Consider the following 26,292-nt stretch of genomic DNA (forward strand, 5'->3'; position numbering starts at 1 on the left):
GCCCCACCCTACCCATGAGGCAGCGGCGTTCACAGCTACTTCGAGAAGTAAGGAACGATCAGATAGATCCCGAAAAGCACGGCGATTCCGCAGGCCGCGAAACACAGGTAGGCAAGGGACCGGACCATGACCGGTGACTTCTGCCGGGCGTCGCCCGCGATGGCAGTGAGACGGACACCGAGCGAATAGAGCACTACGAGGAGCAACGCCGCCACAAGGGTCGCGCCGGCTACCTGCACCAGATCCAACCACTTCATGCCAGGGTGTCCTTACTCATGCTTTTGCTCAGACTTTGTTTTTTAGCGTTCTTCTTGCGGAAGCGGACCGCGGTGCCGGCTTCCTCGACTTCGACGGCGTTGTGGTGGCCCACGTGCGACTTCCTCGAGTAGATGAACATGTAGACGACGACGGCGGTGCCCACAACTGCGGCGATAACGACGCCGACAGTGCCGGTGCCGATGAGGAACGCGGTCAGGGCGCCCACGATGGCAGCCGCAGGGAGAGTGAAGAGCCAGCCGGTGGCGATGCGCCCCACCGTTCCCCAGCGCACTGTGGTGCCTTTGCGTCCGAGTCCCGAGCCGATGACCGAACCGGAGGCCACCTGCGTGGTGGACAGCGCGAAGCCGAGATGGGACGAAGCGAGGATGGCCGAAGCGGTGCTGGCTTCCGCAGCGAAGCCTTGGGCCGGCTTGACGTCGGTCAGCCCGGAGCCCATGGTCCGGATAATGCGCCAGCCGCCGGCATAGGTTCCGATCGCGATGGCGAGTGCGCAGGCCCCGATGACCCAGAGCTGCGGGCCGCTGCCGGCAGGCTGGGTTCCGGCGGCGATCAGGACGAGGGTGATGATGCCCATGGTCTTTTGCGCGTCGTTGGTACCGTGTGCCAACGCGACAAGGCTGGAGGTGAAGATCTGGCCGGTACGGAATCCGCCGCGCTTCTGGGTCAGCTTGTCGCCGGTTTCGGGGTCATGCCGGGACGTCAGGGCGTAGGCCAGCTTGGTGCATAGATAGGCCACGGCACCGGCAAGCAGAGGCGAGAAGATGGCCGGAAGAATGACCTTCTGGAGCACGGTGTCGAAGTTGACGGAGTGGAATCCGATGCCGACGATCGCCGCACCGATGAGGCCGCCAAAAAGCGCGTGCGAAGAACTGGACGGCAGCCCCTTGAGCCAGGTGAACATGTTCCACAGGACGGCCCCCATCAGCCCGGCGAAGATGATCTCCGGCGTGATGTGGACACCGTCCGTGCCCTCGCGGATAAGGCCTCCCGAAATGGTCTTTGCCACTTCGGTCGACAGGAACGCGCCCACGAGGTTGAGCACCGCGGCCAAGGCAACAGCCGTCTTGGGCTTGATGGCACCCGTGGCGATCGGAGTCGCCATGGCGTTGGCAGTGTCGTGGAACCCGTTGGTGAAGTCAAAAAATAAGGCCAGCGCTATGACAAGCGCGACCATGAAGGTGATTCCCACCTGGTGCCCAATCTGCAGAGTCGACGATGCGCAGTTTCACTTCCCCGGGCCTGCCCGAAACAAACAGTTCAGCAAGCGTTCATCTGACTGTACTGGCGGAATTAACTAAGGCGGGCGTGAAACCTTAAGAATCCTACGTGCCATTGCCGGCATGGCCAAACATCGAATCATCCAAGGAATTGCCGAACGGCCGCGATATCGCTCCGTGAAAGGCCCCGCCGCGGGTCCGGTGAGATCCAAAGCACACGGCTGCCGAGGAACTCGGCCCAGGACCGGGCCGCGGCTTCATAGTTCAGCTGATCGTCCATCCACACGATGCGTCCGGCCCCGTACTCGTGGACGTCCTTTTGCAAAACGTCCAGCTTCCACCAATCGGCGGTCTGATCCCAACCGTCGCTGGTCAAGACGGGCCAATGCTCACCGTTCAGGCCGATTGCCGGACACAGGAACTCAGGCGCGAGCCGCTGCCATGTCGTCAGCCAAACAAACCTCGCCGCGGGATGCGCGGCCAACTCATTGAGCTCGTCAACCAGCTCGGAGGCGTAAACGACGTCCAGGATCCCGGCGTCGGCGATTTTCCATTCGGTACCCCAATCGGTGAAGCCCATGGGACCGAAGGGGTTCACCACGCCGTCGACGTCCAGATACAGCGACACGGTGGTCATGCAGCCCCCTCCCCGACGTGCCAACAAGGCCAGCGTAAGGCAAGCGCTGGTGTCAGGGCAGTCCGGAGACGGCTTGCCGGGTGAGTTCGCGTGCGGGATTGCCACCGAAGATGCTATGGGCGGGGACGTCTTCGCCTTTCATCAGGAACGAGTCGGCTTCGAGCTGGGAACCTTCGTGCAGGGTGGTTCCATAGTGGACGAATGCGCCTACTCCAAGGGTGCAGCCGGGACCAAGCGTGATGGCGTCGAGTTTGAACGCGCCGTCCTCCATGGAATGGCACTGCACGCCGGAGTGGACATTAAGGGTGCAATAGTCCCCGACGGTGACGAGGGTCCTTTCGGGGATCCCGCAACCGTCGTCGAAGACCTTCTTGCCCATCCGGATCCCCAACATGCGCCAGATCACGGGTTTGAACGGTGTGCCGTTGAACATTTGCACGATGCCCCCGGCGCTGAGCTTCCAGAAGCGCTCATGCCGCCAGAAGGGCACTTCGTAGATGGAGCAGAAGAGCGGTGAAAGTCTTCCGAAGCGGAGGGATGCCCGCTCCACGAGGACTGCCAGGGCGTTGGTGGTGATGACCATTGTTCCCAACCCGGCCAGGGCTCCGAGGCCTCCTGCCGCAGGGAGGAAGGCCTGCGATGCCCAGGCGGCCAGGAGAATCACGTAGAGCTCAACCCAGCGGCCCAGCAGGTAGAGGAGCAGCGTCACAGCATTGTGCCGGTTCTTTGCCGGGATCCGCCGCCGCAATTCCTCCGCCGTCCTGAACCGGTCGAAGGCACTGTCGCGGTCCACTGTGCGCGGGATTTCAAAGGGTGGAGAGCCCAGGAGGCCCACCCCCTCACGGAGCGGACCTTCCAAAGGCACCATGGTCTTGGTGCCCAGGAGGCAGTTGTCGCCCACCCTGGCTCCGGCGGGATAGGCGATGTTGTTGCCGAAGAAGCTCCTGGCCCCAATGACGGCAGGCGAGAGGCGGAACGCGGTGTTTGAATAGTCGGCGTTGATGATGGATAGACCGTCGGAGACCATGGTGCCGCTGCCGACCGTCGCCAGCGTGGGGCTGTCGTGCTTCAGCCCGACGCCGAAATTGGATCCGGTCTGCACCATGTCCGGCTGGTGGTAGCCCAGGACATTCAAGTAGTGCACGATCAGGGAACTGTCCCCCGTGAGTTGGAGGAGTGACTTGAGGTTTGTCAGCCGCTGAATGGTCCGCAGGAGTCCGAACCGGGGGCCATAGAGCGGATAGTCCTGCCCAGGGACCAGGAACAATGCCAGCAGCCTGGGAAGGGTGGCGACGAGGGCGAAGGCGGCCAGGATGCTGCCGAAGAGAACGACGAACGAGACCAGCAGAAGTGCGCCCCAGAATCCGGGCCGGGCAGGGTTTGTGTCGCCGGTGGGAAGGGAGGCGAGCAGGATGTCAATGGCTCCGATTCCGAGGGACGACACGAGCACCACATGGTTCACGACCGTCCAGAAACCAAAGCTGACCCGGCTGCGCGTGCCGCTGATGGCGTGTCCGTCCAGCCGGTAGTTGGTGCCGGCCGGTTGGGCCGGTGAGCCATTCCAGGCGGAGCCCGGGGGAACGCTCTGGAAGCGGTGCAAGGAGGAGCTATGCCCCAGTTGGGCGTCGTCGCCCATCGCGGTGTCTATGTCCAGTGTGGCCTGCTCACCAATCAGGACGTTGCGGCCGAGGGTGACTGGCCCTGTTTGGATCCGGCCGCCGTGGGCACGGTAGCAGTAGAAGGCGGAGTCCTTTCGGATCACCGTGTCCGCCCCTACAGTCAGCAGGTCGGGGCAGGCGGGAATCCTTGAGGAGAGGATGGTTACCCGGGGGCCGATCCTGGCCCCCAGCGCTTTGAGGTAGAGGGGAAAGACCGGCGTCCCGACGAACATTCGGACGGGGCTTGTATTGACCAAGGTCTTGACGAACCAGAAGCGGACGTACTTTAAGGACCAGAGAGGGAAGTCCCCGGTCTTCCATCGGCCGATGAGCGCCCATTTGAGCACAACGGGTAGGACTGCCAAGGCCAGGAACGACATGGCGCCGACGACGACGGAGCGCATCACGAGGTCGCCGGGCTGCCGGGACCCGCCGATCCATTGCTCGCCGGCCACGGGGATGAGCAACGCCACGTACGCGTAGGCCAGGGCGGCCATTGCCTGCAAGGCCCCGCACAGCAGGTACTGGCCGGTCCCGACGCGCAGGAAGGGTTCCGCCACCGCAGTTTCCGCGCCCCTGGCGTCGGCCCCCGCTGGCGCCTCGTCGTTCGCTGCGTCCAGGGCGGCCGCCAAGGCGGCGATGGTCGGATGTGCATAGATTTCGCGCATCGAGACTGAGGGTGGGTCGGCTTCCTTGCGGACGTTGGCGCAGAAATGAGCCAGCAGCAGGGAGTTTGCCCCGAGGTCGTTGAAGAAATTGGCGGTGGTGGAGACTGAGGTGAGCTGGAGGGCGGCAGCCAAAGCCGGGGCGAGGATCCGTTCCGTGGGCGTCACCGGCCTGGTGTCGGCGAAGTCTGTACTGACCGCGCGGGGGCCAGTGGGATGTGGAAGCCTGCGGCGGTCCACTTTCCCGCTGACCATCATCGGCGTGGTCCGGAGGGGCTGGAAATAGCCCGGCACCATGTAGGCGGGGAGCCGCTCGCGCAGCCAGGCGCGGATGTCGCTTCCTTGCACCCTGGGTGCATCCTGGTGCAGCGTGTAGTAGGCGGCGAGTTCCGTGATTCCCGGCCCGGGCTCCCACGTCTTCACAACAGCCATCGCTATCCCGGGCATCTGCAGGAGGACGCTTTCGATTTCGCTGAGCTCAATCCGATAGCCCCGGACCTTCACCTGCGTGTCGGTGCGGCCGTGGTACTCGATTTCGTCGTGGTCGTTGAACCGGCCGAGGTCACCGGTGCGGTAAATGCGATGGGACGGGTTGTCCTCCAGGCCCAGGAAATCGGGAATGAACGCCTTTTCTGTGAGTTCGGGCCGGTTGATGTAGCCCCGGGCGAGCCCGACGCCCGCCAGTCCGATTTCGCCCAGCTCGCCGCGAGGCAGTGCACGGTCCTGGACGGGATCCAGGATGACCGCCGAATAGCCGGGCAACGGTTTGCCCAGGGTCACGGGCTTGCCGGGCTCCGCCGTTCCCCAGGTGGCAGTCACCGTCGCTTCGGTGGGCCCGTAGACATTCAGGAAACGCCGGCCGGGCCGGTGCCAACGCTTCACAAGGTCCTCAGGGCAGGCTTCACCTGAGACGAGCAGGAACCGCAGCCCGGGCACGTCGTCGTCGAGCGTGGCGAGCAGGGTCGGCACACAGCAAAGGGCGGTGATGTTCCGGGCCTCGATGAACTCGGCAAGATCCGGCCCGAGGAGGTTGTTCCCGGGCGGCCGGGGCACCAAGGTGGCCCCGACCATCCAAGGCACCCAGATCTCCTCCACGGAGAAATCGAAAGCCGTGGTCATGCCTTGGTAGACCCGGTCCCGGGAATCGTAGCCATAAGTTTCGGCGGCAATGCGCACGAAGTGGCAAATGCTGGCATGGGCGATGGCCACTCCCTTGGGCCGTCCGGTGGATCCTGAAGTGTAGATGATGTAGGCCAGTCCGTTGGCCGGGGACGTCTGCCCCGCCCAAGCCAAGCGGGAGGGTTCAAACGCGGCAATGCGGTGGTCCTCCTTGTCCACGCGAATCGCCAGGTCCGCGGTCCCGGGCAGGAGGCTGTCCGCGAGGCGGGAGACAGTCAGGAGCATGGTGACGTCGGCGTCCGCGGCTATATAGGAAATTCTCTCGGGAGGGAACGCCGGGTCGAGGGGCACGTAGACGGCGTGGGCCTTGAGGACCGCAAGCATGCTGACGTAGGACCGCACCGGGTCCTCGAAGAGCAGTGCGATTCTGTCGCCGGGGCTTACCCCGCGGGCAAGAAGGTAGCGGGCGAGCCTGTTGGCCCGGGCGTCCAGTTCTCCGTAGCTGAGCGAACCATCCGCCGTTTCCACGGCAGGATGACGGCTGTGGCCTTCGGCCCGTTGCCGGTCGCACCGGTTCTCGAAGAGCTCCTCAAGCCGCTCGCCGGGGCTCCACCGGATGGTATTGCCCAGTGCCGGGTTGCCCAGTCCCGGGTTGCCCGGTCCCGTGTTGCCCAGTGCGGTGCCGACCAGGACCGGGGCACCGTCCCTGAGCTGGATCATGGATCGGGGGCTTGTGGCCGATCCGCCCGGGGTCCGGCCTGGGTCCACATGCCTTCCCATGTTCGCCTCCTTGTCCTGGCTTTGTGCCCGGCCGGCGGGCCCTATCGGACCGCCCCTGTTGTGGTCCTGTGTCCTGCGACGGAACTTTGTTCCGCAATGGCAGCCAGAAGGAGCCCGCAGGCGGTATTGGCGAGTTCTTCCGTGATGTTCAGCGGGGGCAGGAGCCTGACCACGCAGTCGTCCCGGCCGCCGCATTCGAGTATCAGGCCCAGCTCCAGGGCATTTCGCTGCACTGCGCGGGCCAGGTCTCCGGCAGGGCGGCCTGTTTCCGGATCGGCGAATTCGATCCCCCACATCAGGCCCCGGCCCCGCACCTCGCGCACCCACGGGTTGCCGACCAGGGGTGCGAGAAGCCGGGCAATCTGCGCACCGCGGCTACGGACGTTGCCGAGAACGTCGTCGCGCCGGATGATCTCCACTGCTGCGGCCCCCGCGGCGAAGGCTAGCTGGTTTCCGCGGAATGTCCCGGTGTGGGCGCCGGGGAGCCAGCGGTCAAGGTCCTTCTTGTAGATGATCAGGGCAACAGGGAGGCCTATTCCGCTAAGGGCCTTGGATGCGACGATGACATCGGGCTCGATCCCGAATTGCTCGAACGCGAACCAGGTTCCGGTGCGCCCGCACCCGGTCTGGATCTCATCGATAATCAACGGGATGCCCAGCTCACGGGTCACCCTGCGCACGGTTCGCGCGAACTCTACGGTGGCCGGTACAACTCCTCCCTCGCCTTGGACCATTTCGATGATGACGGCCGCGGGAAGCGGAACGCCCCCGAGCGGGTCCTTGAGGGAATGTTCCAGGAACCGGACACAGTTGGTCAAACAGGTCTCCGGGTGCAGGCCTAGGGGACACTGAGCACAGTAGGAGTATGGGAAGAAGTGCACTCCGGGCATTCCGTTCGCCACCGGCTGCTTCTGTTCAACCAGTCCGGTCAACGCCATCCCCATGGCGCTGCTGCCGTGGAATGCTCCTTGGAAGCACACGATGTCCCCGCGCCCGGTGGCCGTCTTGCATAGTTTGACGGCAGCATCCACGGCATTTGCACCGGTCGGTCCGCAGAAATGGATCTTCATCCGATCGGCGAGTCCCCAGGGAAGCATGGACAGCTGTGCCGTCGTGAAGGCGTCCTTCGCCGGCGTCGGGAAATCAAGTCCATGGCTCAAGCTCCGCAGTTGAGCGGCGACGACCTCCACCAGTTCCGGGTGGCTGTGCCCGAGGGACAGAACCCCGGCTCCGGCCAGGAAATCAATGAAGACATTGTTATCGACGTCCCGCACAAAGGCTCCGGAGCCCTCGGCAATCGCGATGGGGAGATGCCGCGGATAGGTGCGGGCATTGGATTCGTTGAGTTCCTGGTGCGCCAGCAACTCGGCGGACCTGGGTCCCGGGAGGGGCCCGGTTACATGTGCCGAGGTCAAGGTAGCCTGCTGCGGGAGAGTGTTCATGGCGATCGGGTCCTTATCCCGGGGATCCGCGGAGGCGGATCAATGATTGAGCGCTTCCCGCGGCCGTGCCTTGGCGACGCGGGGAGGATGGGGTGCAGGTGCTGCGGCCCCGCTACGGCGCTTTGGTGGCCTCCTCTCCTGCCTGGTTCAGTCCTGCATGGTTCAGTCCTGCCTGGTCCTGTCCTGGGTGGTCCAGTCCGAAGGCCAAGCGCACGGCGCGCTGTGCGTCCTCGAGCACGGCCGCGCGAACGGCAACGTCGATGCGCACGTCCGACGCCGAGATCAACTCGATCTCGGCTCCGGCATCCGAAAGGGCCTTGAAGAGCCGCGAAAAGACCTGCGCGTCAGTGCGCATGCCCAGACCGATCAGCGACAGCCTGCCGATCTGGCCGTCGTACTGGAGGTCCACGAAGCCGATGGCCACCTGGGCAGCGGACAGGGCGGCGCGGACACGGAATCCGTCCCGGTCGGGAACCGCCAGCGAAATGTCGCTCCCGCCGGCGCGCGCGGACGAGGTGTTTTGAACGGCCATCTCAACCTGGGCGCGCTCATCGGCAAGAAGCCCGAAGATTTCTGCGGACTTTCCCACGCCGTCCGCGACGCCTATTAACGTCAGCTTCGCCACGGACTTGTCGCTGAGAACTGCGGAGACCACGGGCTGCTCAACGGCCGGAGCTCGTTCCCAGACCGGCTTGTGGTCCCATTCCGCCTCCTGGTCCCGGCCTGGGAGGATCAAGGTTCCAATACCCCGGTTGAAGGAGGAGCGCACGTGGATGGGGACGCCAAAACGGCCGGCATACTCAAGGGATCTGGCATGCACGACTTTGGAACCGGACGCAGCCATCTCCAGCATTTCCTCGTTTGAAATGACGTCGATTTTCCGCGCGCGGGGAACGACCCGCGGGTCAGCGGTATACACACCATCGACGTCGGTATAGATTTCGCACATTCCGGCGCCCAGCGCGGCGGCCAAGGCGACGGCCGTGATGTCCGAACCGCCCCGGCCAAGGGTGGTGACCTCTTTCTTCTTGAGGCCCTTTCCCTGGAACCCGGCGACGATGGCAATTTCTTCGCGCTTCAGGCAAGCGCGGATATGGTGCGGGTCAACGTTGACAATGTGCGCCTTGCCGTGGATGCCATCGGTTATCAGTCCGGCCTTTTTTCCGCTGAAGGTGCGGGAAGGAACACCCAGGTCGGCCAACGCAATCGCCAAGGCCGTCACGGAGATCCGTTCACCCGTTGTCAGCAACGTGTCAAGTTCGCCGGCGGGAGGACTGGGGCTGAGGGACACGGCCAGGTCAAGCAGTTCGTCAGTGGTGTCGCCCATGGCCGAGACCACGACCACCAGCGGATGTCCGGCCTCCCGGGTCTCAGCGATCCGCCGGGCCACTCGTTTGATGGCCGCTGCATCAGCCACGGAGGAGCCCCCGTATTTCTGCACTATGAGGTCCCGGGCCCGAAGTTTTGTACGCGTACGTAGCGCCATCTGTTCGAGACCGGGGAAGCGTTCTGGTCCGTCCACCTCCGGATGCTGACTGTCTGCTGGTACATCCCGGATGCTGACTGTCTGCTGGTACATGGAGCCTCCTGGAGCCCGCATACCCCCTTGCCGATCTTACAACGTATGGACCTCGCCAGCGGTTCACCTAGGCAACAAAAAGGAGCCTTTGGAACGCCACCGGGAGCCTGGGCTTCCCGGAAATTCACTATCTTGACGTTCGTCACAATAGTGATACTCTCAATGTATGGAAAACCGCACCGGCCACTCCGAAGAGAACATCAGGGCCCAAAACATCAGGCCCATCGAGGATTCGGTCCGCACCGACTTCAGCCAGGCCATGTCCTACGGCGGTTATCTGGACCTTGACCGCCTCCTCACCTCCCAGCACCCGTTGAGCACCCCGGAACACCATGACGAATTGCTGTTCATCATCCAGCACCAGACCAGCGAACTGTGGCTCAAGCTCGTCCTGCATGAACTCCTTGAAGCCCGCCGGCTCCTTGATGCGGACAACCTTGCCAAAGCCCTCAAATGCATCGCACGCGTCAAGGCGATCCAGCGGACCATGACCGAGCAGTGGTCTGTCCTGGGCACCCTCACTCCGCGCGAGTACTCCGAATTCCGGCGCTTCCTGGGCAGCTCGTCAGGCTTCCAGTCCCACCAGTACCGCGCCGTTGAGTTCCTGCTGGGCAACAAGAACCGGGACATGCTCCGGGTTTTCGAGAGCGATCCGGCGGCGCACAGCCAGCTCAGCACGCTCCTGGAGGAGCCGACCCTTTACGACGCCTTCCTCGCGGTGCTGGCGCGGGCCGGTTATGCCGTCCCCGCCGAAATCCTGGAACGTGACACGAGCGAACCGTGGACGTTCCGGAAGGACCTCGTCCCGGTCTTCCAGGAGATCTACGAATCGGAAGCCACGCCCTGGGGTTTCTACGAGGCTTGCGAAGACCTCGTGGACATCGAGGACAACTTCCACGCGTGGCGCTTCCGCCACTTGCGTACGGTGCAACGGACCATCGGATTCAAAGTAGGTACGGGCGGCTCCTCGGGCGTCGACTTCCTCAAGCGGGCCCTTGACCTGACCTTTTTCCCCGAGCTCTACGCCGTCCGCACCGAGATCGGCAACTGAACAGCAATCCAGCCCCAGCAACCCCATCAGCTTCCTTGAGGAGAGACATGAACAGCACGCAGCAAACGCAACGGCCGACGTCGGCAGAACTCGACGCCGCAGATCCCCTCGCCGAGCAGCGTGAGGCCTTTTACTCCCCGGGAGGCGGTCAACTCACCGCTTACCTCGACGGGAACTCGCTCGGCCGTCCGCTCAAGGCGACGTCGGCGAAGCTTGCGTCCTTCGTCGAGGATGACTGGGGCAGCCGCCTCATCCGCGGCTGGGACGAACAGTGGATGGACGAGCCCATCACGGTGGGCGACCGGATCGGCGTCGTCACCCTGGGCGCGGCCGCCGGCCAGGTCACCGTGGGAGATTCCACGTCCGTGATGCTCTACAAGCTCATCCGGGCAGCGGTTGACGCCCAGCCCGGCCGCGATGAGATTGTTGTGGACCGGGACAATTTCCCCACGGACCGTTTCATCATCGAGGGCATCGCCGCGGAAAAGGGCGCCACAATCAAGTGGGTCGCCTCCAACCCGGCCAGCGGCGTCCGGACCACGGACCTCGAGGGACTGATCAGCGAGCGGACCGCCGTCGTCGTTCTCAGCCACGTGGCTTACCGTTCCGGTTTCCTGGCGGATGCGGCGGCGATCACCGCAATGGTCAAGGAAACCGGGGCGCTCATGCTTTGGGACCTGTGCCATTCCGTAGGCTCGGTTCCCCTCGAGTTGGACGCATGGGGCGTGGACCTCGCAGTAGGTTGCACGTACAAGTACCTCAATGGCGGCCCGGGCTCTCCCGCGTTCGCTTACGTCAACGCTTCGCAGCAGGACCGTCTGCAACAGCCTATTTGGGGCTGGATGGGCGCCGACAACCCCTTCGGCATGACGGAAAGCTACAAGCCGGCAAAGGGGATCCGAAGCTTCATCACCGGCACTCCCCCGGTGTTGGCCATGCAGCCGCTCAAGGACATGGTCGAGTTGATCGCATCAGTGGGCATGGACGCCGTGCGGGAAAAGTCCGTCAAGCTCACTGAGTACGCAGTTGCCTTGGCTGAGGACATGCTGGTCCCCCTGGGCGTCGAGATTGTCAGCCCTCGCAACACCGCGGAGCGTGGCTCGCACATCACGGTGGACCATCCCCTTTTCGGCGAGGTGACCCAGACGCTGTGGGAAAGGGGTGTCATTCCGGATTTCCGTCCGCCGCACGGACTGCGGATCGGCCTCTCGCCGCTCAGCACCAGCTACGCGGAGGTTGAGCTGGGAGTGACCGCCATCCGGGACGCCCTCACCGAACTCCTGTGAGCGCTGTCCTCGACGACATGGACTCCCGGCCCGGGAGTACCACGTCATTGCTGCGCACGGTCATCGGCTTGTATCTGCGCGATGCCGGTGGATGGATGTCCACGAGGCACATCATCGCCCTCATGGAGGCTCTTGGGCTGACCGCGGCCGTTTCCCGGACGGCCTTGTCACGGTTGAAGAAGAAGGAAATCGTCCTTCCGCAAGTGCGTCACGGTGTTCCCGGCTTCGCGGTTACCGAGGGCGCCGCAGCGATGCTTGCCCGCGGCGACCGGCGGATTTTCAACCCCCGCCTTATGTCGTCCGCGGACCGCTGGTGCCTCGTGTCCTTTTCCATTCCGGAAACGGAGCGGGAAAAGCGGCACCAATTGCGTCGGAGATTGCACTGGATTGGATGCGGCACGGTGGCAGCAGGGCTGTGGATCTGCCCGGATTCGCTTCGGGAGGAAGTGGAGGAGATCCTGGAGGACCTGAAGCTGCGCGGCATGGCCACGGTGTTCGTCACGGACACTCCCTTGGTCGGCGGCAGCCTCCGCGATGCCGCATCCGCATGGTGGGACCTGGAGGCCGTGGCAGAACTGCATCGCGACTTCATCAGGCATTATGGTTCAGCGGCCGACGACGGCGGCCCGGGTAACGGTTCCGACGGCGGCCCGGGTGATGCTCACCAGCTGATGGGAGCCTCTCCCGAGGCCACGGCCGAAACGTTCGCCCGTTATGTCCGATGCATCGACCGCTGGCGGATCATTCCGTATCTGGATCCGGGGCTGCCGGCGGAGCTTCTTCCCAAAGATTGGCCCGGCACGACGGGAATCGCCTTGTTCGAGCGCCTCGGGGCCGCCTATTCACGGCCGAGCGCGGACTTCGTGCGGAGGACGCTGGAGGCGTAGCCGCTGCCATGGCTTTGGGATGCCCGGAGGGCCATGCCCCGCAGGTAGGGCGCGCCCAGCTCCTCAATCGGCGTTTTCGCCGTTTCCCTCGACAAAACCACGCAGACAGCGGCAATTGCCATGCAGGCACACGCGAACACCGCCACGGGCACCCAGCCGTCAGCGCCTTTGCCGAGCAGCAGGCCGGCGATCAGCGGACCGAAGCCTGCCACCACCAGTCCCAGCTGGTTGCCGATGGCCATGCCGGAGTATCGAACGGGGGCCGCGAACAGTTCGGCGAAGAATGAGGGCCAGATGCCGTTGAAGCATGAGTAGAGCAGTGTCATGTTCACGAAGGCCGCGGCGAAGACCAACCAGATGCTGCCGGTGGACAGCGCCCAGAAGTAGGCAAAGATCGTGGCCGAGCATCCAATGGCTGCGGTCAGGAGCAATGGTCGCCGCCCCACTTTGTCCGACAGCCTCGCGACGAGGGGCATGGCGAACATTGACAGTCCGATCGCCACGGCATTCACAGTAAGGATTGCCGTCTTGTCGAAGCCGGCCGCTCCCGTGGCATAGGCCAAACCGAAAACGGTGAAGATGGTCTGCATGACCGACATGACTGACATCCCAATGACGCGCACCACGTCCATGGACTGGAACTTGAGCACATCGCGGATCGGCAAGGAAGCCACCGCGTCCTTCTCCTTGGCGTCTTCGAAGACGGGCGTCTCATCCAGATGGGTGCGGACCCAGTAGGCGATGGCCAGGACCACAATCGACAGCCAGAAGGGGATCCTCCACCCCCAGCTCATGAGTGCGTCGTGGGGCAGTGCCGCGACCGGAATGAAGACCAGCGTGGCGAGGACCATGCCGGAGGCGTACCCGGTCATCACGAAGCTGGTAAAGAATCCGCGGCGGCCTTCCGGCGAGTGTTCCAGTGTCAGCGTCGATGCTCCGGCGGACTCAGCCCCGGCAGAGAAGCCCTGAGCCAGGCGACCGGCAACCAGAAGGACCGGCGCCCAGTACCCGATCTGGCTGTAGCTCGGCAGGAAGCCGATGCCGAGCGAAGACAGGCCCATGACGCCGAGGGTGATGAGCAGGATCTTCTTCCTTCCCATTTTGTCGCCGAAATGGCCCATAACGAGTCCTCCCACCGGGCGTGCGATGTAAGCGACGCCGAAGGTAGCAAAGGCGCCGATCAGGCCGACGGCGGGATCATCGGAGGGAAAGAACAGAGGTCCGAAGACCAGCGCGGCCGCAGAGCCGTAGATGAAGAAGTCGTAATACTCGAGGGTGCTACCGAGGAACGACGCGAGGGCGGCTTTTCCGGGGGTCTTGCGCATCGTTGCCTGTTTCCGGGTGGTTGTTGCCATGGGGTTTCTCCTTGGGACGGCGTTGTCTCTGTGCGGACGGAGATCCGGGGGGTGAGGAGATCAAGACTCGCGGTTTTCGTCTGACCGACGCCATGCGGTTACCGATGATCGGGAATCGAATCTCCGCGCTGCCGGGCACGGACATGGAGGCATGAACACGTGATCCCTCCGAGCACCAGGAGTACTCTGGAAGCATGAACTTCCCCGATGGTGGACGGTTCGCGAGGTTGCCGTGACTCGCCCGTGGTTGCGTTGGTTGCCGGCCGCGCTGGTTCCGGTAGCCCTTGCTGCAGCTGCCCTGGCTGGTTCCTACCAGGCAGGAGCTGCGACGAGCCTGCCGCACAAAACAGCCGAGGAAGTCATCGCGATGATCGGCCGCGCCGACGTGAAGGCTTTGTCCGGAACCCTTCAACAAAGTTCCGAACTGGGACTCCCCCAGCTCCCCTCCGTCGGGCCAACTGCAACCCAGGGTCCGGCTTCAGTCATCGAGCTTCTGAGCGGTTCACACACGGCCCGGGTCTACCTGGACGGTCCCACCAAGGCCAGGTTCCAGGTGATGGACATGCTCGCCGAGCGCGACGTCGTCCGCAACGGCAAGGATCTGTGGCTCTACAACTCGGCCGACAACAGTGCGGCGCACATGACGATGCCCGCTGAGACGGCGCGCACAGCGGCCCCGCACGCGACACCGACTCCAGGGGTAACCACTCCTGACGTCGTCGCGCAGCACTTCCTCGCCGCCGTCGGGCCCACCACGGACGTGGCAGTGGGTGACGGAACCACCGTGGCCGGCCACACGGCCTACCAATTGGTGATCACGCCGCGCAGTACAACCACGCTCGTCGATTCCGTGACAATCGCCGTCGACTCCGCCTCGGGCCTGCCGCTCGGCGTCGATGTGCGGGCACGGGGCCAGGCCGCAGCGGCCTTTTCGCTCGCATTCACTGAGCTGAACTTGTCGGCCCCCGACGCCGCCCTGTTCAGTTTCACTCCGCCCCGCGGTGCCGCCGTGGAAGAGAAGGCAACCCCGCAGTCGCGTGCCCTCCCCGGTGAGACCGGGCAGGCACCGCAAGCCAAGGCAGCAGCGGGCCGGCCAACCATCACAGGCACCGGTTGGGACGCAGTGATCAGCCTGCCCGCTGGCACGGTCCCCACGGATGTCCGTTCGGCTCCGTTGTTGGCCCAGCTCACCCAGCCGGTCGCTGGCGGCCGCGCGCTGACGACGAGCCTGGTAACCGTTTTGATGCTCGACGACGGCCGCGTCTTCGCGGGAATGGTGCCACTTGAGCGGTTGCAGTCCGCAGCCGCCACGAAATGACGGAGGCATCCGCGCCAGCTGAATTGGCGATCGAGACGCAAGGCCTCAGCAAGCGCTTCGGGCACCGGGCCGCCGTCGACGGCGTTGACCTGGCAGTTCCCCGCGGTTCAGTCTTTGGCTTCCTCGGTCCAAATGGCTCCGGCAAGACCACGACCATCCGGCTACTGCTCGGCTTGGCTTCCGCCACGAACGGCCACATCCGGGTTCTTGGCGGCGAGATGCCGCGCCAACTGGCAACAGTCCTGCCCAACGTTGGCTCGCTGGTGGAAGGCCCCGCCTTCTACCCTTTCCTGTCCGGGGCAGCGAACCTTCGGCGATTGGACAGCGCCGATCTTCATGCCTCCCCGCGGACCCGGGCCGCACGGGTGGATGAAGCGCTCGAGAGGGTGGGGTTGTCCCATGCCGCAGGCAAGAAAGTCCGAGCCTATTCCCTCGGGATGAAACAGCGGCTCGGAATTGCGCATGCACTCCTGCGGCCGAGGGAACTGCTTGTCCTGGATGAACCCACCAACGGCCTCGATCCGCAAGGGACCCGGGAGGTGCGCAGCCTGGTGCGCTCGCTGGCGGCCGGGGGCACCACTGTGTTCGTTTCCAGCCATCTCCTCGCGGAAGTGGAGCAGATGTGCACCCACGTGGGAGTCATGAGCGTGGGCAAGCTCGTGGCGCAAGGAACCCTGCACGAACTGCGCGCCGCGGGCAAAGCTACGATCCGCCTCCACACGCCGGACATTGAGGCCGCTGTCCGGGTCCTCTCCAGGCTCGGCCTGCAGTCGGAACTGTCTGCTCCGCCACCCGGCTCGTACGGTCCCGATGGCCAGAGCCTCGTCAGTACCGGTCCACCGGGGCACGACGTGGCTCCCGAGGCGATCGTGGCGGCCCTCGTGTCCGACGGCGTCCGGGTGCGGGGCTTCGGCGTGGAGAACGCCAGCCTGGAGGAGCGCTTCGTCTCCCTTACCGGAGAGGGCTTCGACATTGCCGGCTGAAGACGAAACCGCAGTCATAACTGCCGCGCCGAAGGCCGGGGCATCAAGCTCGTGGTCACTCATGGCCTCGGAGCTCTCGGTACTGTTCAGGCGGCTTCGGACATGGGCCATGCTCCTGGCGCTCTCCGCGATCCCCATCCTCATTGCCGCGGCGGTCAAGCTGAGCTCGCATCCCGTGGCGCCGGGTCGCGGTCCGCCCTTCCTGGACCGGATCACCCAAAACGGGCTTTTCGTCGGCGTGACCGCAATGATCGTCTCCGTGCCCTTGTTCCTTCCCCTCACGATCGGAGTGGTGGCTGGCGACACGATTGCCGGAGAAGCGAACCTGGGGACGCTCAGGTACTTGCTCGTCGCGCCGGCGGGGCGCGTCCGCCTCTTGCTGATCAAATACGCGGCCGCCGCGGCGTTCTGCCTGGCAGCGACCCTTACCGTGGCCGCCGCCGGTGCGCTGGCCGGCGTCGCGCTCTTCCCGGTGGGCCCGGTCACCCTGCTGTCGGGCGACACTATCGGCGTCGGCGAATCCGTGGTGCGTTCCCTGCTTATTGCTGCGTACATCGCGGTGTCTTTGTTGGGGCTGTCCGCTATCGGGCTGGCAATTTCCACGTTCACGGACGTACCGGTCGGAGCCATGGCTGCGACCATCGTGTTGTCCGTGGTGTCGCAAGTGGCGGACAACCTGCCGCAATTGGAGTGGCTGCACCCGTGGCTCTTCAGCCATTACTGGTTGGGCTTCGCCGACCTCTTGCGCCAACCCATCTCGTGGACGAGCTTCGGCGACAATGCCCTCCTGCAGGCGGGCTACATCGTGGCGGCCGGCGCGCTGGCTTATGGCAAATTCACGAGCAAGGATGTCCTGTCCTGAAGTAGGGCCTGCCCGTAAGCTCGTGGCATGGCAAGATTCTTCGATGTTCACCCCCAGGACCCCCAACCACGCGCAATTGCCCAGGTGGTGAATATCCTCCAGTCCGGCGGGCTCATCGCCTACCCCACCGATTCCTGCTACGCGCTCGGCGCGCAAATCGGCAACAGGGAAGCCCTCGACCGGATCCGCTCGATCCGGCAGCTCGACAGCAAGCACCATTTCACCTTGGTCTGCAAGGATTTCGCGCAGCTCGGGCAGTTCGTCATGATCGACAACGATGTCTTCCGAAGCATCAAGGCCGTCACGCCGGGAAGCTACACGTTCATCTTGCCTGCCACGAAGGAAGTGCCGCGCCGTCTCCTGCACCCCAAAAAGAAAACGGTAGGCGTGCGGATCCCGGACCATAATTTTGTCCAGGCCCTGCTCGCCGAACTGGGCGAACCGCTCCTTTCCAGCACCTTGCTGCTCCCCGACGAGGAGGAACCCTTGACCCAAGGCTGGGAAATCAAGGAACGCCTGGACAATCTGGTGGAAGCCGTCATCGACTCCGGAGACACCGGCGCAGAGCCCACCACCGTGGTGGACTTCTCAAGCGGCACAGCGGAAGTGGTCAGGCGCGGCACCGGCGATCCCTCCCGATTCGAGTGAGCATGCGCAGCGCCGAATCCCATGTCACGATCGACGTCGACGGCGTACCGATTTCCGGCATCTACGCCCGGCCCGACAAACCGGTTGCGACCCTCGTGCTTGCCCACGGAGCCGGGGCGGGCATGGAGCATCCGTTCCTGGGCGGTCTCGCGCACGCGTTGAACGACGACGGCGTCGCGACCTTGCGCTTCAACTTCCCCTACCGGGAAGCCGGCAAGAGGTTCCCCGACCGGCCGCCTGCCGCGATCGCGGCGTGGCGGGCCGTCATGGAGGCAGCGGCGTCCCGTTCAGAGGGCGAACCGCTGTGGGCAGCCGGCAAGTCCTTCGGCGGTCGCATGGCGTCGATGGCGGTTGCCGAAGGCATGTCCGCGGCCGGACTCGTCTACCTCGGCTACCCGCTGCACCCGCCGGGAAAACCGGAGAAGCTCCGCGATGAGCACCTCTACGGGCTCACGCTGCCCATGCTCTTCCTGCAGGGCACCCGGGACACCTTCGCGACGCCCGAGCTGCTCGAAAACGTGGTAGCCCGGATTGGACCCACCGCCACCATCGAGTGGTGGGACGGCGGCGACCATTCGTTTGGACGCGTGGGAGTCAAGAAGAGCGCGGCGGATGTGGGGGCCTCCTTGGCGGCCCCGGTGTCAGCATTCCTTCGAAAGAACCGCTGAGCCTCAGGCTTTCGCCGGGGCAACGGCTATGCCGGGCGGCAGCGGCTCGTGCCGCAAGTACTCCCGGCGGAATCGACCGCTTCCCGCGGTCAGTCCCCGCAGCACGATCGCGTACCGCAGCAGTTCCTGTTCGGGAACTTCGGCACTGATCTCAGTGCGCTCTCCGCCCACGGATGTCGTTCCAGTGACGCGTCCGCGGCGGGAGGACAGATCGCTCATGACCGCGCCCACATGCTCGTCGGCCACAAGGACGGTCACGGCCGAAATCGGTTCAAGGAGTTGGATGCTGCTCGCCGCGGCGGCCTCGCGCAGGGCCAACGCGCCGGCCGCCTGGAAAGCGGCGTCCGATGAATCGACGCTGTGTGTCTTGCCGCCAACCAGTGTCACGCGGATGTCGACCACCGGGAACCCTGCCCGCACCCCCTTGCTCATCTGGGCCCGGACGCCCTTCTCGACCGACACTACATACGTGCCGGGGATGACCCCGCCCACAATCCTGTCGACGAATTCGAAGCCTCCCCCGCGTTCAAGGGGTTCCACTTCGATATCGCAAATCGCGTACTGTCCGTGGCCGCCGGATTGCTTGACATAGCGCCCGTGGCCGACGGCCTGGGCGGCGAAGGTCTCCCGGAGCGGAGTGATGACGTCCACGGTCTGGAGCTTCACCCCCTGCTCGCGCAGGCGGTCCAGGACTGCCTCCGAGTGCGCCTCGCCCATGCACCACAGGACTAGCTGATGCGTCTCGGAGTTGCGCTCCACCCTCAGGGTCGGATCTCCCGCCGCGACCTTGGCCAGGCTCTTGGACAGCGCGTCCTCATCGCCGTGCGAAGCCGCTTCGATCGCGACAGGCATCAGCGGCTCGGGCATGTCCCAGGTTTCCACGAGCAATGGAGCCTCGCGCGCGGAAACCGTGTCTCCCGTCTCGGCGCTCGCCACCTTCGCCAGCGCGCAAATGTCCCCGGCCACGGCGAACTGTACCGGCCGAAGGCTGGACCCCAACGGAGAGTAAAGATGGGTGATCCGCTCGTCGCTGTCGTGGTCGGGGTGGCCTCGTTCGGCCAGGCCGTGCCCTCCCACGTGCACGGCGGAGTCCTCGCGAAGCGTCCCCGAGAAGACCCGGACAAGGCACACCCGTCCCAGGAACGGGTCAACGGTAGTCCGCACTACTTCGCCAAGGAGCGGGCCATCCGGATCGCATGTCAAGGGTGGGACAGGCGTCCCGCCCAGGTCATTTACCGTCGGGAGACTTCTCTCGATCGGAGACGGAAACGCCCGGGTCAGCACTTCCAGCAGTTCGGCCGTGCCGACTCCGGTCACGGAGGAGCTTGCCAGCACCGGAAAGAACGTCCCTCGGACGATCGCGGTCTCCAAATCCTCCACGAGGGTATCGATGGGGACCTCCTCGCCGCCGAGGTACCGGTCCATCAAGGTCTCATCCTCGCTCTCGGAAATGATGCCCTCGATGAGTTCCCCGCGGACAACCTCCGCGGCGGCCAGTTCCGCCGCAGTCGCGGGACGCATCGCAGGTCGTGGCTCCCCGGAGGTGTACTCCGACACCGAGCCCGAAAGCAGCCCGAGCACGCCCGAGACGGCGTCACCGTTGCGGACCGGCAAGTGGAGGGGCAGGACGGAATCGCCGAAGGCGGCCCGGCATTCGGCCAGGACAGCGTCGTAGTTCGCCCGCGGATGGTCAAGCCGGCTGATTACCACGGCCCGGGGCATGCCGACGCGCTCGCATTCACCCCAAAGGGCGGTGGTTCCGACGTCGACGCCGTCAACGGCCGACACCACGAACAGCGCCGCATCGGCAGCACGCAGCCCCGCGCGCAACTCTCCCATGAAATCGGCGTAGCCCGGGGTGTCGAGAAGGTTCACTTTGACGTCGTCGAAGACCAGGGGCGCCGCAGATAGTCCGATGGACCGCTGCTGGTGGATGGCCGTCGCTTCCGAATCACTCACGGTAGTGCCATCCACGATCGAACCCATGCGGGACACGACGCCGGCAGCGTAGAGGAGCGATTCGAGCAGCATCGTCTTTCCGGCGCCTGAGCGGCCAATCAGGACGACGTTGCGGATATTCCCGGGCCGATCGGCCGGCGCCGAGGAAGGGTCCGCGCGTCGAAGATCGGGGTTGGTCCGGTTCGACCCCTTCGTCGCACTGCCTGGGCCTTTCACCGACATGAGCACCTCCTGGAGTAGAAGCCGAATCCCCCGCGTCCTTTGCTAACCGATTCCACACCCTGGACCGGCGCACGGCAAGAGCAATCGACCCAGTCTGTGCCGAAACCCCAGGCTCAGGAGAGCATGCCCCACACCAGGCGAACGGATATGGCCGCGCTTGCTGCAATGACACCGGCGAAAGCCACCAGCCACAGCAAGGACGGCACCCCGGTGGAACGGGCCAGGATGTAGGCATCCGACGACGCGAGCTGATCCCGGCGGCGGGTGTGGACCGAAGCCACCTTGAACCAATCCCGCACGGCACCCACCTCGAGGGCTATGCCGAGTCCCAGCACCACATGGCCGACCGTCGAGGCCGTGGCGAACATGACAAGCAGCTGGGCAATCGCCGCGCTCAGGAGCGCGACGAAGATTCCGGTGAAGTTCCGCAGAAAGATGAGTGCGAGCAGCAATACAAGCGCGCCGATGGACATGGCCGCTCCCGACCGCCCTGCCGAGACGGACCAGATGAGCGCCACGCCTACCACCGCGGGACTCGGATATCCCCAGAAACCGGACCAGGCTGCGCCGAACTTGCCGCGCCCGCTGCTCAGGAGCTGTCCGGAGTGGTCCAGCCCGATCCGGAGCCCGTGGACAACCCGCCCCGTCATGAGGGCGGCGAACGCGTGGCCCAGTTCATGCACGAAGGTCACGTAGAGGCCAAACCAACGCCATGTGGCCCGCGGGATACTCAGCACGACGGCCGCAGCCAGGATGCCCAACACAACCGGAGCCGCCAGGTTCGGGACCTCTGGCGTGGTGAATCCGCGCAGCACGGCCTGCCACCAGTCGTTGGCCAAGTCAGCGGGACGCAATTCCATGTTCATCACCCTCGCATCCTAAGGAAAGAGCCTGTGAGTGCCTCCCAGACGGCTGGAAGCCGAGGTCACATCTTCCGTTTGGTCTTGGCCGTGGCGGGCGCTGTCCACGGGTCTTCGGGCCAGGGATGCTTCGGATAGCGGCCGCGCATTTCTGCACGCACCTGGGCATAGGGGCCGGACCAAAAGGAAGACAGGTCATCTGTCACAGCCAGGGGTCGCCTGGCCGGAGAAAGAAGGTGGAACAGCACCGGCACCCGTCCGCCCACCAAACGGGGCGTCTCGGCCCAGCCGAAGCACTCCTGCAACTTCACGGCCACTACCGGCCGGCCGCCGCCGTCCGCCGCGTCCGGATAATCGATTCGCACCCGCGAACCGCTCGGCACCTCAAGCCATTCCGGCACCAGCTCACCGAGACGGGCCGCCTCCGGCCACGGCAAAAGCCGCTGCAACGGCTCGGTCAGGTCGATTCCGCTCGTAGCGTCGCCTCCGGCGAGCGCTTCGAGCTCCGGTGCCAGCCACTTGTCCAGCCGGGCCAGCAACGCTTGCTCGGAGACGTCCGGCCATGGATCGCCCAGTTCCCTGTTCAGCAAAGCCAGTCGCCGGCGCAGAGCATCCGCGGGCGACGACCATCCAATGGTCCCCAAGCCCTCCTTCGCCAGCGCGTGGGCTACGGCAACGCGCCCGTCGTCTATGGAGGGCCTCACGGGCGTCGACGAGAGCAGGATCGCTCCCATACGCCGTTCCTGCCTGGCGATGACGCGGCCTTGTTTGAATTCCGCTTCCACCGCGTTGCGCAGGAGGTGGCTGGCGGCAGCTTCCGCCGCATCCGCTGCCAAGGGCGCAGCGGAACGGATGACAGCGCCGGTCCCTGCCGCATCCCGGCCCTCCGCACGGGACACTTCGGCCACGGCGAGCCATTCGTGGCCGGCGAGTGGACTGCCCGCCGGCAGTCCGGCACGTGTCCCGGACGTCAGCAGGTAGCGTTCAGGGCCGGCGCCCGGAACGCGGCGCGCCACACGGTCCGGGAACGCGAGCGCGACGACGAACCCCACGGCCCCGGCCGCGCTCGCCGGGGAAGACAGGCTTGGCGGTGCAGTCAGGGAAGGCCCGACGGCGGATCGCTCCTGGCGTGCGATCGCCTCCATGCGGCGGACATCCTCAGCCCAACGCCGGGCTGCGGGATCCTTGCCTGTCCGGAGTGTGGCCAGGAGGCGCGTCAGGTCGGCCCCCTGAGCCCGTTGATCGCCGGCCACAAGGGCGACCGCCTCCGCGGCAGCGCGGTGCCCGACTGTGGCAGCACCATCGAGCAGTGCGCGGGCCAGTCGTGGATCGGCGGGGATCCTGGCCAGCGTCTTTCCCACGTCCGTGGCCAGTCCGTCGGGGTCAATCGCACCAAGTTCCCGCAGCACTTCCATGGCATCGTCCATCGCGCCTTGGGGCGGGGAGTCCGGAAGTGCGAGCCCCCGGCCACCCGGTGATCCCCAACAGGCCAGGACCAGCGCGGCTCCCGTCAGGTCCGCGGCCGCAATTTCCGGTGTGGGGTGGGCCGGCGCGGCGCCGAACGCTTTTTGCTCGTAGCAGCGGACCACCCGTCCGGGTCCTTGGCGTGCCGCGCGTCCGGCGCGCTGTTCGGCGGAGGCACGGGAGCACGAGACCGTGACCAGGCCGGACATGCCGCGGTTGGCGTCACGCCGCAGCTCACGGGACAGCCCCGAGTCGATGACGAGCCGGACTCCCGGCACTGTCAGGGAGGATTCGGCCAGGGCAGTCGAGACGACAATCCGGGGAGATCCGCCGGGCTCACGGCCGGAAACCGCCCGGTCTTGTTCCGCCGGGCTTGCCTGGCCGTGAAGCTCCAATACCTCCGCGTCCGGTAGCCTCGCAGCGAGGCGGGCGCGCAGCCGGGAAGCGACATAGGAGACCTCCCATGCACCCGGGACGAAGACCAGGGCGTCGATGTCCGGATCAGCTGCGAGCGTGTCCGTGTACGACGACGCGGCCGTGTCCGCCACATGGTCCAGGAAGGTGCGGGTCACGCCGCGTCCGTCCAAACGTGGACCTGCCGCGGGCGCCCAGTCCACTTTCAAGGGATGCAGCGCGGCCGGACAGTCGACGACGGGTGCCGGCCCGCCGCCGTCGTGCTTTCCGTCTGCACCCTCCCCGACGCCGGAACTACCAATCAGCGCGGCAAACCGTGGCGCGTCCAGCGTTGCAGACATCGCAACGAGGGTGAGGTCCTCCCGCAGCTCACGGACCTCGATGAGCATTCCGAGCAGCAGGTCTGTCTCCAGGCCGCGTTCGTGAACCTCGTCCAGGATCACAGCGCTGGCGGTCTCAAGCCCCGGATCCGCGAGCAGGCGGCGCAAGAGGATTCCCGGAGTGGCGAACTCAATGATGGTCCCCGGACCCGTCTGGCTTTCTCCGCGGACCGTGTACCCGACCCGATCGCCGAGCCGGCTGCCGTCGAGGGCGGCGAGGCGCCGAGCGGCTGAGCGGGCGGCGACCCGTCGTGGTTGGGTCACGATCACTCTGGGGCGCTCTTTCCCTGTGACGGCGCCGGCACCGATGTTGGCGAGCGCGATGTTGGCAAGCAAGGGCGGCACGAGCGTCGTCTTGCCGGTCCCCGGTGGCGCTTGCACGACCGCGGTTCCTGCAGTTCCTCCCGCACCGAGGGCTTTGGCGAGTTCCCCCAGTGATTCTCCGAAGACGAGTCCCGCGCCGATCGTGTCCAGGTCGAAAGGGCGGTATGCGAGCGCGGCGTTCCCGGGAACGAGTGGGGATTTCACTCCTCCATTGTGCCTATATGCGGATCCGCCCCTGAAAGGTGGACTGCGTGCCGAATCGGGAGGACGATTAAAGGGCAGTTGCTAGAAGGAGGTCTGTGATGTGCTACGGCTACAACAAGGATTTCCGGCGGGACACCAGGAAAGATGCCTCACAGGAACCCGAGGAACGCCCTGAGCCCAAGGTGGACGCGAAGGACTTCATGTTCTGGGCCTTCCCACGCCGCCACCGTGAGTTCACGAACGATCCGGAGCCGGTTATCGACCGGACCCGCGAAAGGGTCTAAGCCACGAAATTGAAAGGAATGTCCCCGAAGGGGGCGTTCCTTTCATTCGTTCGGACCACGTCGGTTCCCTTGGATCATGGCGCCGCTAATCCGACCCGGAGGATAGGCCCGCAGGCCCTACAACTCGGCGAATCCAAGGTATTTACTGGAGATACAACGTAAGCGGGTTCGCCTGCCTCGCTGCGGAACTTGGGCTCCCTTTTCCCTCCACTGCCACCAAAGGATCTCCGCCATGAACGCATCAGCACTAAGCGACGAAGCCGGTGGGCGGCCATGACAGCGGACGCCATCACCTGGCTTATTGTCTTGATTGTCCTGCTGGTCATCTGGTTTTCGATGGCCATCCACATTGTCACGCAGTATGAGCGCGGTGTCCTGCTAAGGCTGGGGAGGGTCCAGAGCCTCCGGACTCCGGGGCTTGTGATCATCATCCCGTTCGTCGACCGGCTGAGGAAAGTGTCCCTGCGGATCGTCACCATGCCCATCCAGTCCCAGGGCATCATCACGCGGGACAACGTCAGCCTGGACATTTCCGCCGTCGCCTATTTCCGGGTGGTGGACGCCATCAAGTCCGTCCTCGCCATCGAAAACGTCTACTCCGCGATTGACCAGATCGCGCAAACCACGCTGCGCAAGGTGGTAGGCCAGCACACGCTCGACGAAACGCTCGCAGAAACGGATGTCATCAATGCCAATATCCGTCAGATCCTGGATGGCCTGACCTTGGAATGGGGCGTCGAAGTGACCCTCGTGGAACTCAAGGACATCCAGCTGCCGGACAGCATGAAGCGCGCCATGGCCCGCCAAGCCGAGGCTGAGCGTGAGAAGCGCGCCAAGATCATCGCCGCCGAAGGCGAGTCCCTGGCCGCCGCCGCGCTGGGCATGGCCTCGGACACCATGATGGCCCACCCTTTGGCCCTGCAGCTGCGCAACCTGCAGTCCATGGTGGAGATCGGCGTGGACAAGAACACCACCGTCGTCTTCCCTGCGCCCTTGATGAGCACCATCGGCGAGCTCGGAGCATTCCTTGCCCGCGAAGCCGCCGCCGCGAAGGCCGCACAACCACCGAGGACCATGACGGGCCGGACTATGGCGGCAGGGTGAAGGCGGCAGGGTGAAACTGAACGGCGCCTATGCTCGTTGAACCCGTCGTAACCTGAGAACCGAGCGCACAAGCCGCAAAAAGGAGGAAGACCATGACCGACCCCCTACGGGGCCGCGCCACCGCCTTCCTCCTCCGCATGGGTCTGTTGGCAGGACTGTTGTCGATCATCGCCGGAATCGTCGGGATGCATGTCATGGCGGGTGGCCACAGCATGCACGCCACCCCTGTCGGGAGCCCGGCCGCCGTCGTGAGCCAGTCGCATGCTGTCCACGCGGTCGCTGAACGGGCGTCACTGCCGGACGAAGCTGCAGTTCAACCCGCGGCTTCACCGCCGGCGCCGTCTTGCACAAGCCCGGGCACCTGTACCGGGATGTCGGCCCTGCACGCCGTCTGCGTGCCTGCGCCGGGCCATAACACGCTGACAGCACCCCTACCCGGCGTCCCGCCCTATGCCAATGTGGGCACGGCCGAGGCCGGCGCCCTGGTCTCCGGCTATTCGCACCGCCCGGGTAGTCCTTCCCCGGGCGACCTCCGCATCAGCCGCACGTAAAATCCACAGCCGCACCGGGCTGCCGGCCCGCTGCACAAGACTCCACCCTGACGCGCCGCCCACGAGGTTGGCTTGCTGTGCGCGTCCCACGC

General features: G+C 65.1%; 21 protein-coding genes. 11 read left to right on the plus strand and 10 right to left on the minus strand.

Annotation, left to right across the window (positions count from 1 at the left end):
* Positions 1–35: 35 nt before the first annotated feature.
* The 6 genes from ABH924_RS03425 to ABH924_RS03450 form a co-directional block, all read right to left on the minus strand.
* A complete protein-coding gene (locus ABH924_RS03425; protein ID WP_404496881.1) occupies positions 36–257 on the minus strand; it encodes a hypothetical protein in 222 nt (73 codons plus the stop codon).
* Entirely contained in the window at positions 254–1,468 is a 1,215-nt protein-coding gene (locus ABH924_RS03430; protein ID WP_404496882.1) for an anion permease, read from the minus strand. The genes ABH924_RS03425 and ABH924_RS03430 overlap by 4 nt, the downstream gene beginning before the upstream one ends.
* A gap of 167 nt (positions 1,469–1,635) precedes the next feature.
* Positions 1,636–2,133 carry an HAD domain-containing protein gene (locus ABH924_RS03435; RefSeq protein WP_404496884.1) on the minus strand — a complete coding sequence of 166 codons (498 nt, stop codon included), beginning with the start codon at positions 2,131–2,133 and terminating at the stop codon, positions 1,636–1,638.
* A 52-nt stretch (positions 2,134–2,185) separates the two neighbouring features.
* A complete protein-coding gene (locus tag ABH924_RS03440; protein ID WP_404496886.1) occupies positions 2,186–6,355 on the minus strand; it encodes a Pls/PosA family non-ribosomal peptide synthetase in 4,170 nt (1,389 codons plus the stop codon).
* Between the two features lie 41 nt (positions 6,356–6,396).
* The gene (locus ABH924_RS03445) at positions 6,397–7,797 is read right to left on the minus strand and encodes an aspartate aminotransferase family protein (protein ID WP_404496888.1); all 1,401 of its coding nucleotides are present in this window, start codon (positions 7,795–7,797) and stop codon (positions 6,397–6,399) included.
* Positions 7,798–7,909: 112 nt separating this feature from the next.
* Complete coding sequence (locus ABH924_RS03450) at positions 7,910–9,376, minus strand: aspartate kinase (RefSeq protein ID WP_404496890.1); 1,467 nt, start codon at positions 9,374–9,376, stop codon at positions 7,910–7,912.
* A gap of 166 nt (positions 9,377–9,542) precedes the next feature.
* Here ABH924_RS03450 and kynA point away from each other — a divergent pair, with 166 nt between their 5' ends.
* The 3 genes from kynA to ABH924_RS03465 are packed head-to-tail and all read left to right on the plus strand — an operon-like array spanning position 9,543 to position 12,600.
* On the plus strand, positions 9,543–10,427 hold the full coding sequence (gene kynA, locus ABH924_RS03455; RefSeq protein WP_404496891.1) for a tryptophan 2,3-dioxygenase: 885 nt from the start codon (positions 9,543–9,545) through the stop codon (positions 10,425–10,427).
* A 47-nt stretch (positions 10,428–10,474) separates the two neighbouring features.
* A complete protein-coding gene (kynU, locus tag ABH924_RS03460) occupies positions 10,475–11,713 on the plus strand; it encodes a kynureninase (protein WP_404496893.1) in 1,239 nt (412 codons plus the stop codon).
* On the plus strand, positions 11,710–12,600 hold the full coding sequence (locus ABH924_RS03465) for a PaaX family transcriptional regulator C-terminal domain-containing protein (protein WP_234749559.1): 891 nt from the start codon (positions 11,710–11,712) through the stop codon (positions 12,598–12,600). The genes kynU and ABH924_RS03465 overlap by 4 nt, the downstream gene beginning before the upstream one ends.
* Here the strand turns inward: ABH924_RS03465 and ABH924_RS03470 are convergent.
* Positions 12,552–13,955 (minus strand): MFS transporter, encoded by a 1,404-nt coding sequence (locus ABH924_RS03470; RefSeq protein WP_404496895.1) that lies wholly within the window; start codon positions 13,953–13,955, stop codon positions 12,552–12,554. The genes ABH924_RS03465 and ABH924_RS03470 overlap by 49 nt on opposite strands.
* 232 nt (positions 13,956–14,187) lie before the next feature.
* On the opposite strand from ABH924_RS03470, the gene ABH924_RS03475 reads away from it, so the two are divergent.
* From ABH924_RS03475 to ABH924_RS03495, 5 genes are all read left to right on the plus strand, one after another.
* A complete protein-coding gene (locus ABH924_RS03475) occupies positions 14,188–15,273 on the plus strand; it encodes an outer membrane lipoprotein carrier protein LolA (RefSeq protein WP_404496897.1) in 1,086 nt (361 codons plus the stop codon).
* A complete protein-coding gene (locus ABH924_RS03480) occupies positions 15,270–16,256 on the plus strand; it encodes an ABC transporter ATP-binding protein (protein ID WP_404496898.1) in 987 nt (328 codons plus the stop codon). Before ABH924_RS03475 ends, ABH924_RS03480 begins: the two co-directional genes overlap by 4 nt.
* 61 nt (positions 16,257–16,317) lie before the next feature.
* The gene (locus ABH924_RS03485; RefSeq protein WP_404496972.1) at positions 16,318–17,118 is read left to right on the plus strand and encodes an ABC transporter permease; all 801 of its coding nucleotides are present in this window, start codon (positions 16,318–16,320) and stop codon (positions 17,116–17,118) included.
* Positions 17,119–17,145: 27 nt separating this feature from the next.
* Entirely contained in the window at positions 17,146–17,766 is a 621-nt protein-coding gene (locus ABH924_RS03490; RefSeq protein ID WP_059389303.1) for an L-threonylcarbamoyladenylate synthase, read from the plus strand.
* 2 nt (positions 17,767–17,768) lie between these two features.
* Positions 17,769–18,434, plus strand: a complete 666-nt coding sequence (locus tag ABH924_RS03495) for an alpha/beta family hydrolase (RefSeq protein WP_404496900.1) — start codon at positions 17,769–17,771, stop codon at positions 18,432–18,434.
* A gap of 3 nt (positions 18,435–18,437) precedes the next feature.
* On the opposite strand, the gene ABH924_RS03500 is transcribed toward ABH924_RS03495, so the two are convergent.
* From ABH924_RS03500 to hrpB, 3 genes are all read right to left on the minus strand, one after another.
* Complete coding sequence (locus tag ABH924_RS03500) at positions 18,438–20,615, minus strand: elongation factor G-like protein EF-G2 (protein ID WP_404496902.1); 2,178 nt, start codon at positions 20,613–20,615, stop codon at positions 18,438–18,440.
* Between the two features lie 113 nt (positions 20,616–20,728).
* A complete protein-coding gene (locus ABH924_RS03505; RefSeq protein ID WP_404496974.1) occupies positions 20,729–21,481 on the minus strand; it encodes a M50 family metallopeptidase in 753 nt (250 codons plus the stop codon).
* Positions 21,482–21,540: 59 nt separating this feature from the next.
* On the minus strand, positions 21,541–24,261 hold the full coding sequence (gene hrpB / locus ABH924_RS03510) for an ATP-dependent helicase HrpB (RefSeq protein ID WP_404496904.1): 2,721 nt from the start codon (positions 24,259–24,261) through the stop codon (positions 21,541–21,543).
* A 98-nt stretch (positions 24,262–24,359) separates the two neighbouring features.
* Between hrpB and ABH924_RS03515 the strand changes: the two genes are divergently transcribed.
* The 3 genes from ABH924_RS03515 (at position 24,360) to ABH924_RS03525 (ending at position 26,200) form a co-directional block, all read left to right on the plus strand.
* Complete coding sequence (locus tag ABH924_RS03515; RefSeq protein WP_078108763.1) at positions 24,360–24,545, plus strand: hypothetical protein; 186 nt, start codon at positions 24,360–24,362, stop codon at positions 24,543–24,545.
* Between the two features lie 273 nt (positions 24,546–24,818).
* Positions 24,819–25,649 (plus strand): slipin family protein, encoded by an 831-nt coding sequence (locus tag ABH924_RS03520; protein ID WP_404496906.1) that lies wholly within the window; start codon positions 24,819–24,821, stop codon positions 25,647–25,649.
* Between the two features lie 92 nt (positions 25,650–25,741).
* Positions 25,742–26,200 (plus strand): hypothetical protein, encoded by a 459-nt coding sequence (locus ABH924_RS03525; protein WP_404496908.1) that lies wholly within the window; start codon positions 25,742–25,744, stop codon positions 26,198–26,200.
* Positions 26,201–26,292: the final 92 nt, after the last annotated feature.

The sequence above is a fragment of the Arthrobacter sp. GAS37 genome (assembly GCF_044908325.1).
Lineage (GTDB): Bacteria > Actinomycetota > Actinomycetes > Actinomycetales > Micrococcaceae > Arthrobacter > Arthrobacter ramosus.

What these genes read in the sequence shown, in the direction of transcription:
- ABH924_RS03495 (WP_404496900.1), top strand. Translation starts at nt 17,769, where the DNA reads ATGCGCAGCGCCGAATCCCATGTCACGATCGACGTCGACGGCGTACCG.
- ABH924_RS03470 (WP_404496895.1), bottom strand. Translation starts at nt 13,955, where the DNA reads ATGGCAACAACCACCCGGAAACAGGCAACGATGCGCAAGACCCCCGGA.
- ABH924_RS03490 (WP_059389303.1), top strand. Translation starts at nt 17,146, where the DNA reads ATGGCAAGATTCTTCGATGTTCACCCCCAGGACCCCCAACCACGCGCA.
- ABH924_RS03525 (WP_404496908.1), top strand. Translation starts at nt 25,742, where the DNA reads ATGACCGACCCCCTACGGGGCCGCGCCACCGCCTTCCTCCTCCGCATG.
- ABH924_RS03480 (WP_404496898.1), top strand. Translation starts at nt 15,270, where the DNA reads ATGACGGAGGCATCCGCGCCAGCTGAATTGGCGATCGAGACGCAAGGC.
- ABH924_RS03450 (WP_404496890.1), bottom strand. Translation starts at nt 9,376, where the DNA reads ATGTACCAGCAGACAGTCAGCATCCGGGATGTACCAGCAGACAGTCAG.
- ABH924_RS03435 (WP_404496884.1), bottom strand. Translation starts at nt 2,133, where the DNA reads ATGACCACCGTGTCGCTGTATCTGGACGTCGACGGCGTGGTGAACCCC.
- ABH924_RS03485 (WP_404496972.1), top strand. Translation starts at nt 16,318, where the DNA reads ATGGCCTCGGAGCTCTCGGTACTGTTCAGGCGGCTTCGGACATGGGCC.
- ABH924_RS03520 (WP_404496906.1), top strand. Translation starts at nt 24,819, where the DNA reads ATGACAGCGGACGCCATCACCTGGCTTATTGTCTTGATTGTCCTGCTG.
- ABH924_RS03515 (WP_078108763.1), top strand. Translation starts at nt 24,360, where the DNA reads ATGTGCTACGGCTACAACAAGGATTTCCGGCGGGACACCAGGAAAGAT.
- kynU (WP_404496893.1), top strand. Translation starts at nt 10,475, where the DNA reads ATGAACAGCACGCAGCAAACGCAACGGCCGACGTCGGCAGAACTCGAC.
- ABH924_RS03440 (WP_404496886.1), bottom strand. Translation starts at nt 6,355, where the DNA reads ATGGGAAGGCATGTGGACCCAGGCCGGACCCCGGGCGGATCGGCCACA.
- kynA (WP_404496891.1), top strand. Translation starts at nt 9,543, where the DNA reads ATGGAAAACCGCACCGGCCACTCCGAAGAGAACATCAGGGCCCAAAAC.
- ABH924_RS03500 (WP_404496902.1), bottom strand. Translation starts at nt 20,615, where the DNA reads ATGTCGGTGAAAGGCCCAGGCAGTGCGACGAAGGGGTCGAACCGGACC.
- ABH924_RS03425 (WP_404496881.1), bottom strand. Translation starts at nt 257, where the DNA reads ATGAAGTGGTTGGATCTGGTGCAGGTAGCCGGCGCGACCCTTGTGGCG.
- ABH924_RS03505 (WP_404496974.1), bottom strand. Translation starts at nt 21,481, where the DNA reads ATGAACATGGAATTGCGTCCCGCTGACTTGGCCAACGACTGGTGGCAG.
- ABH924_RS03445 (WP_404496888.1), bottom strand. Translation starts at nt 7,797, where the DNA reads ATGAACACTCTCCCGCAGCAGGCTACCTTGACCTCGGCACATGTAACC.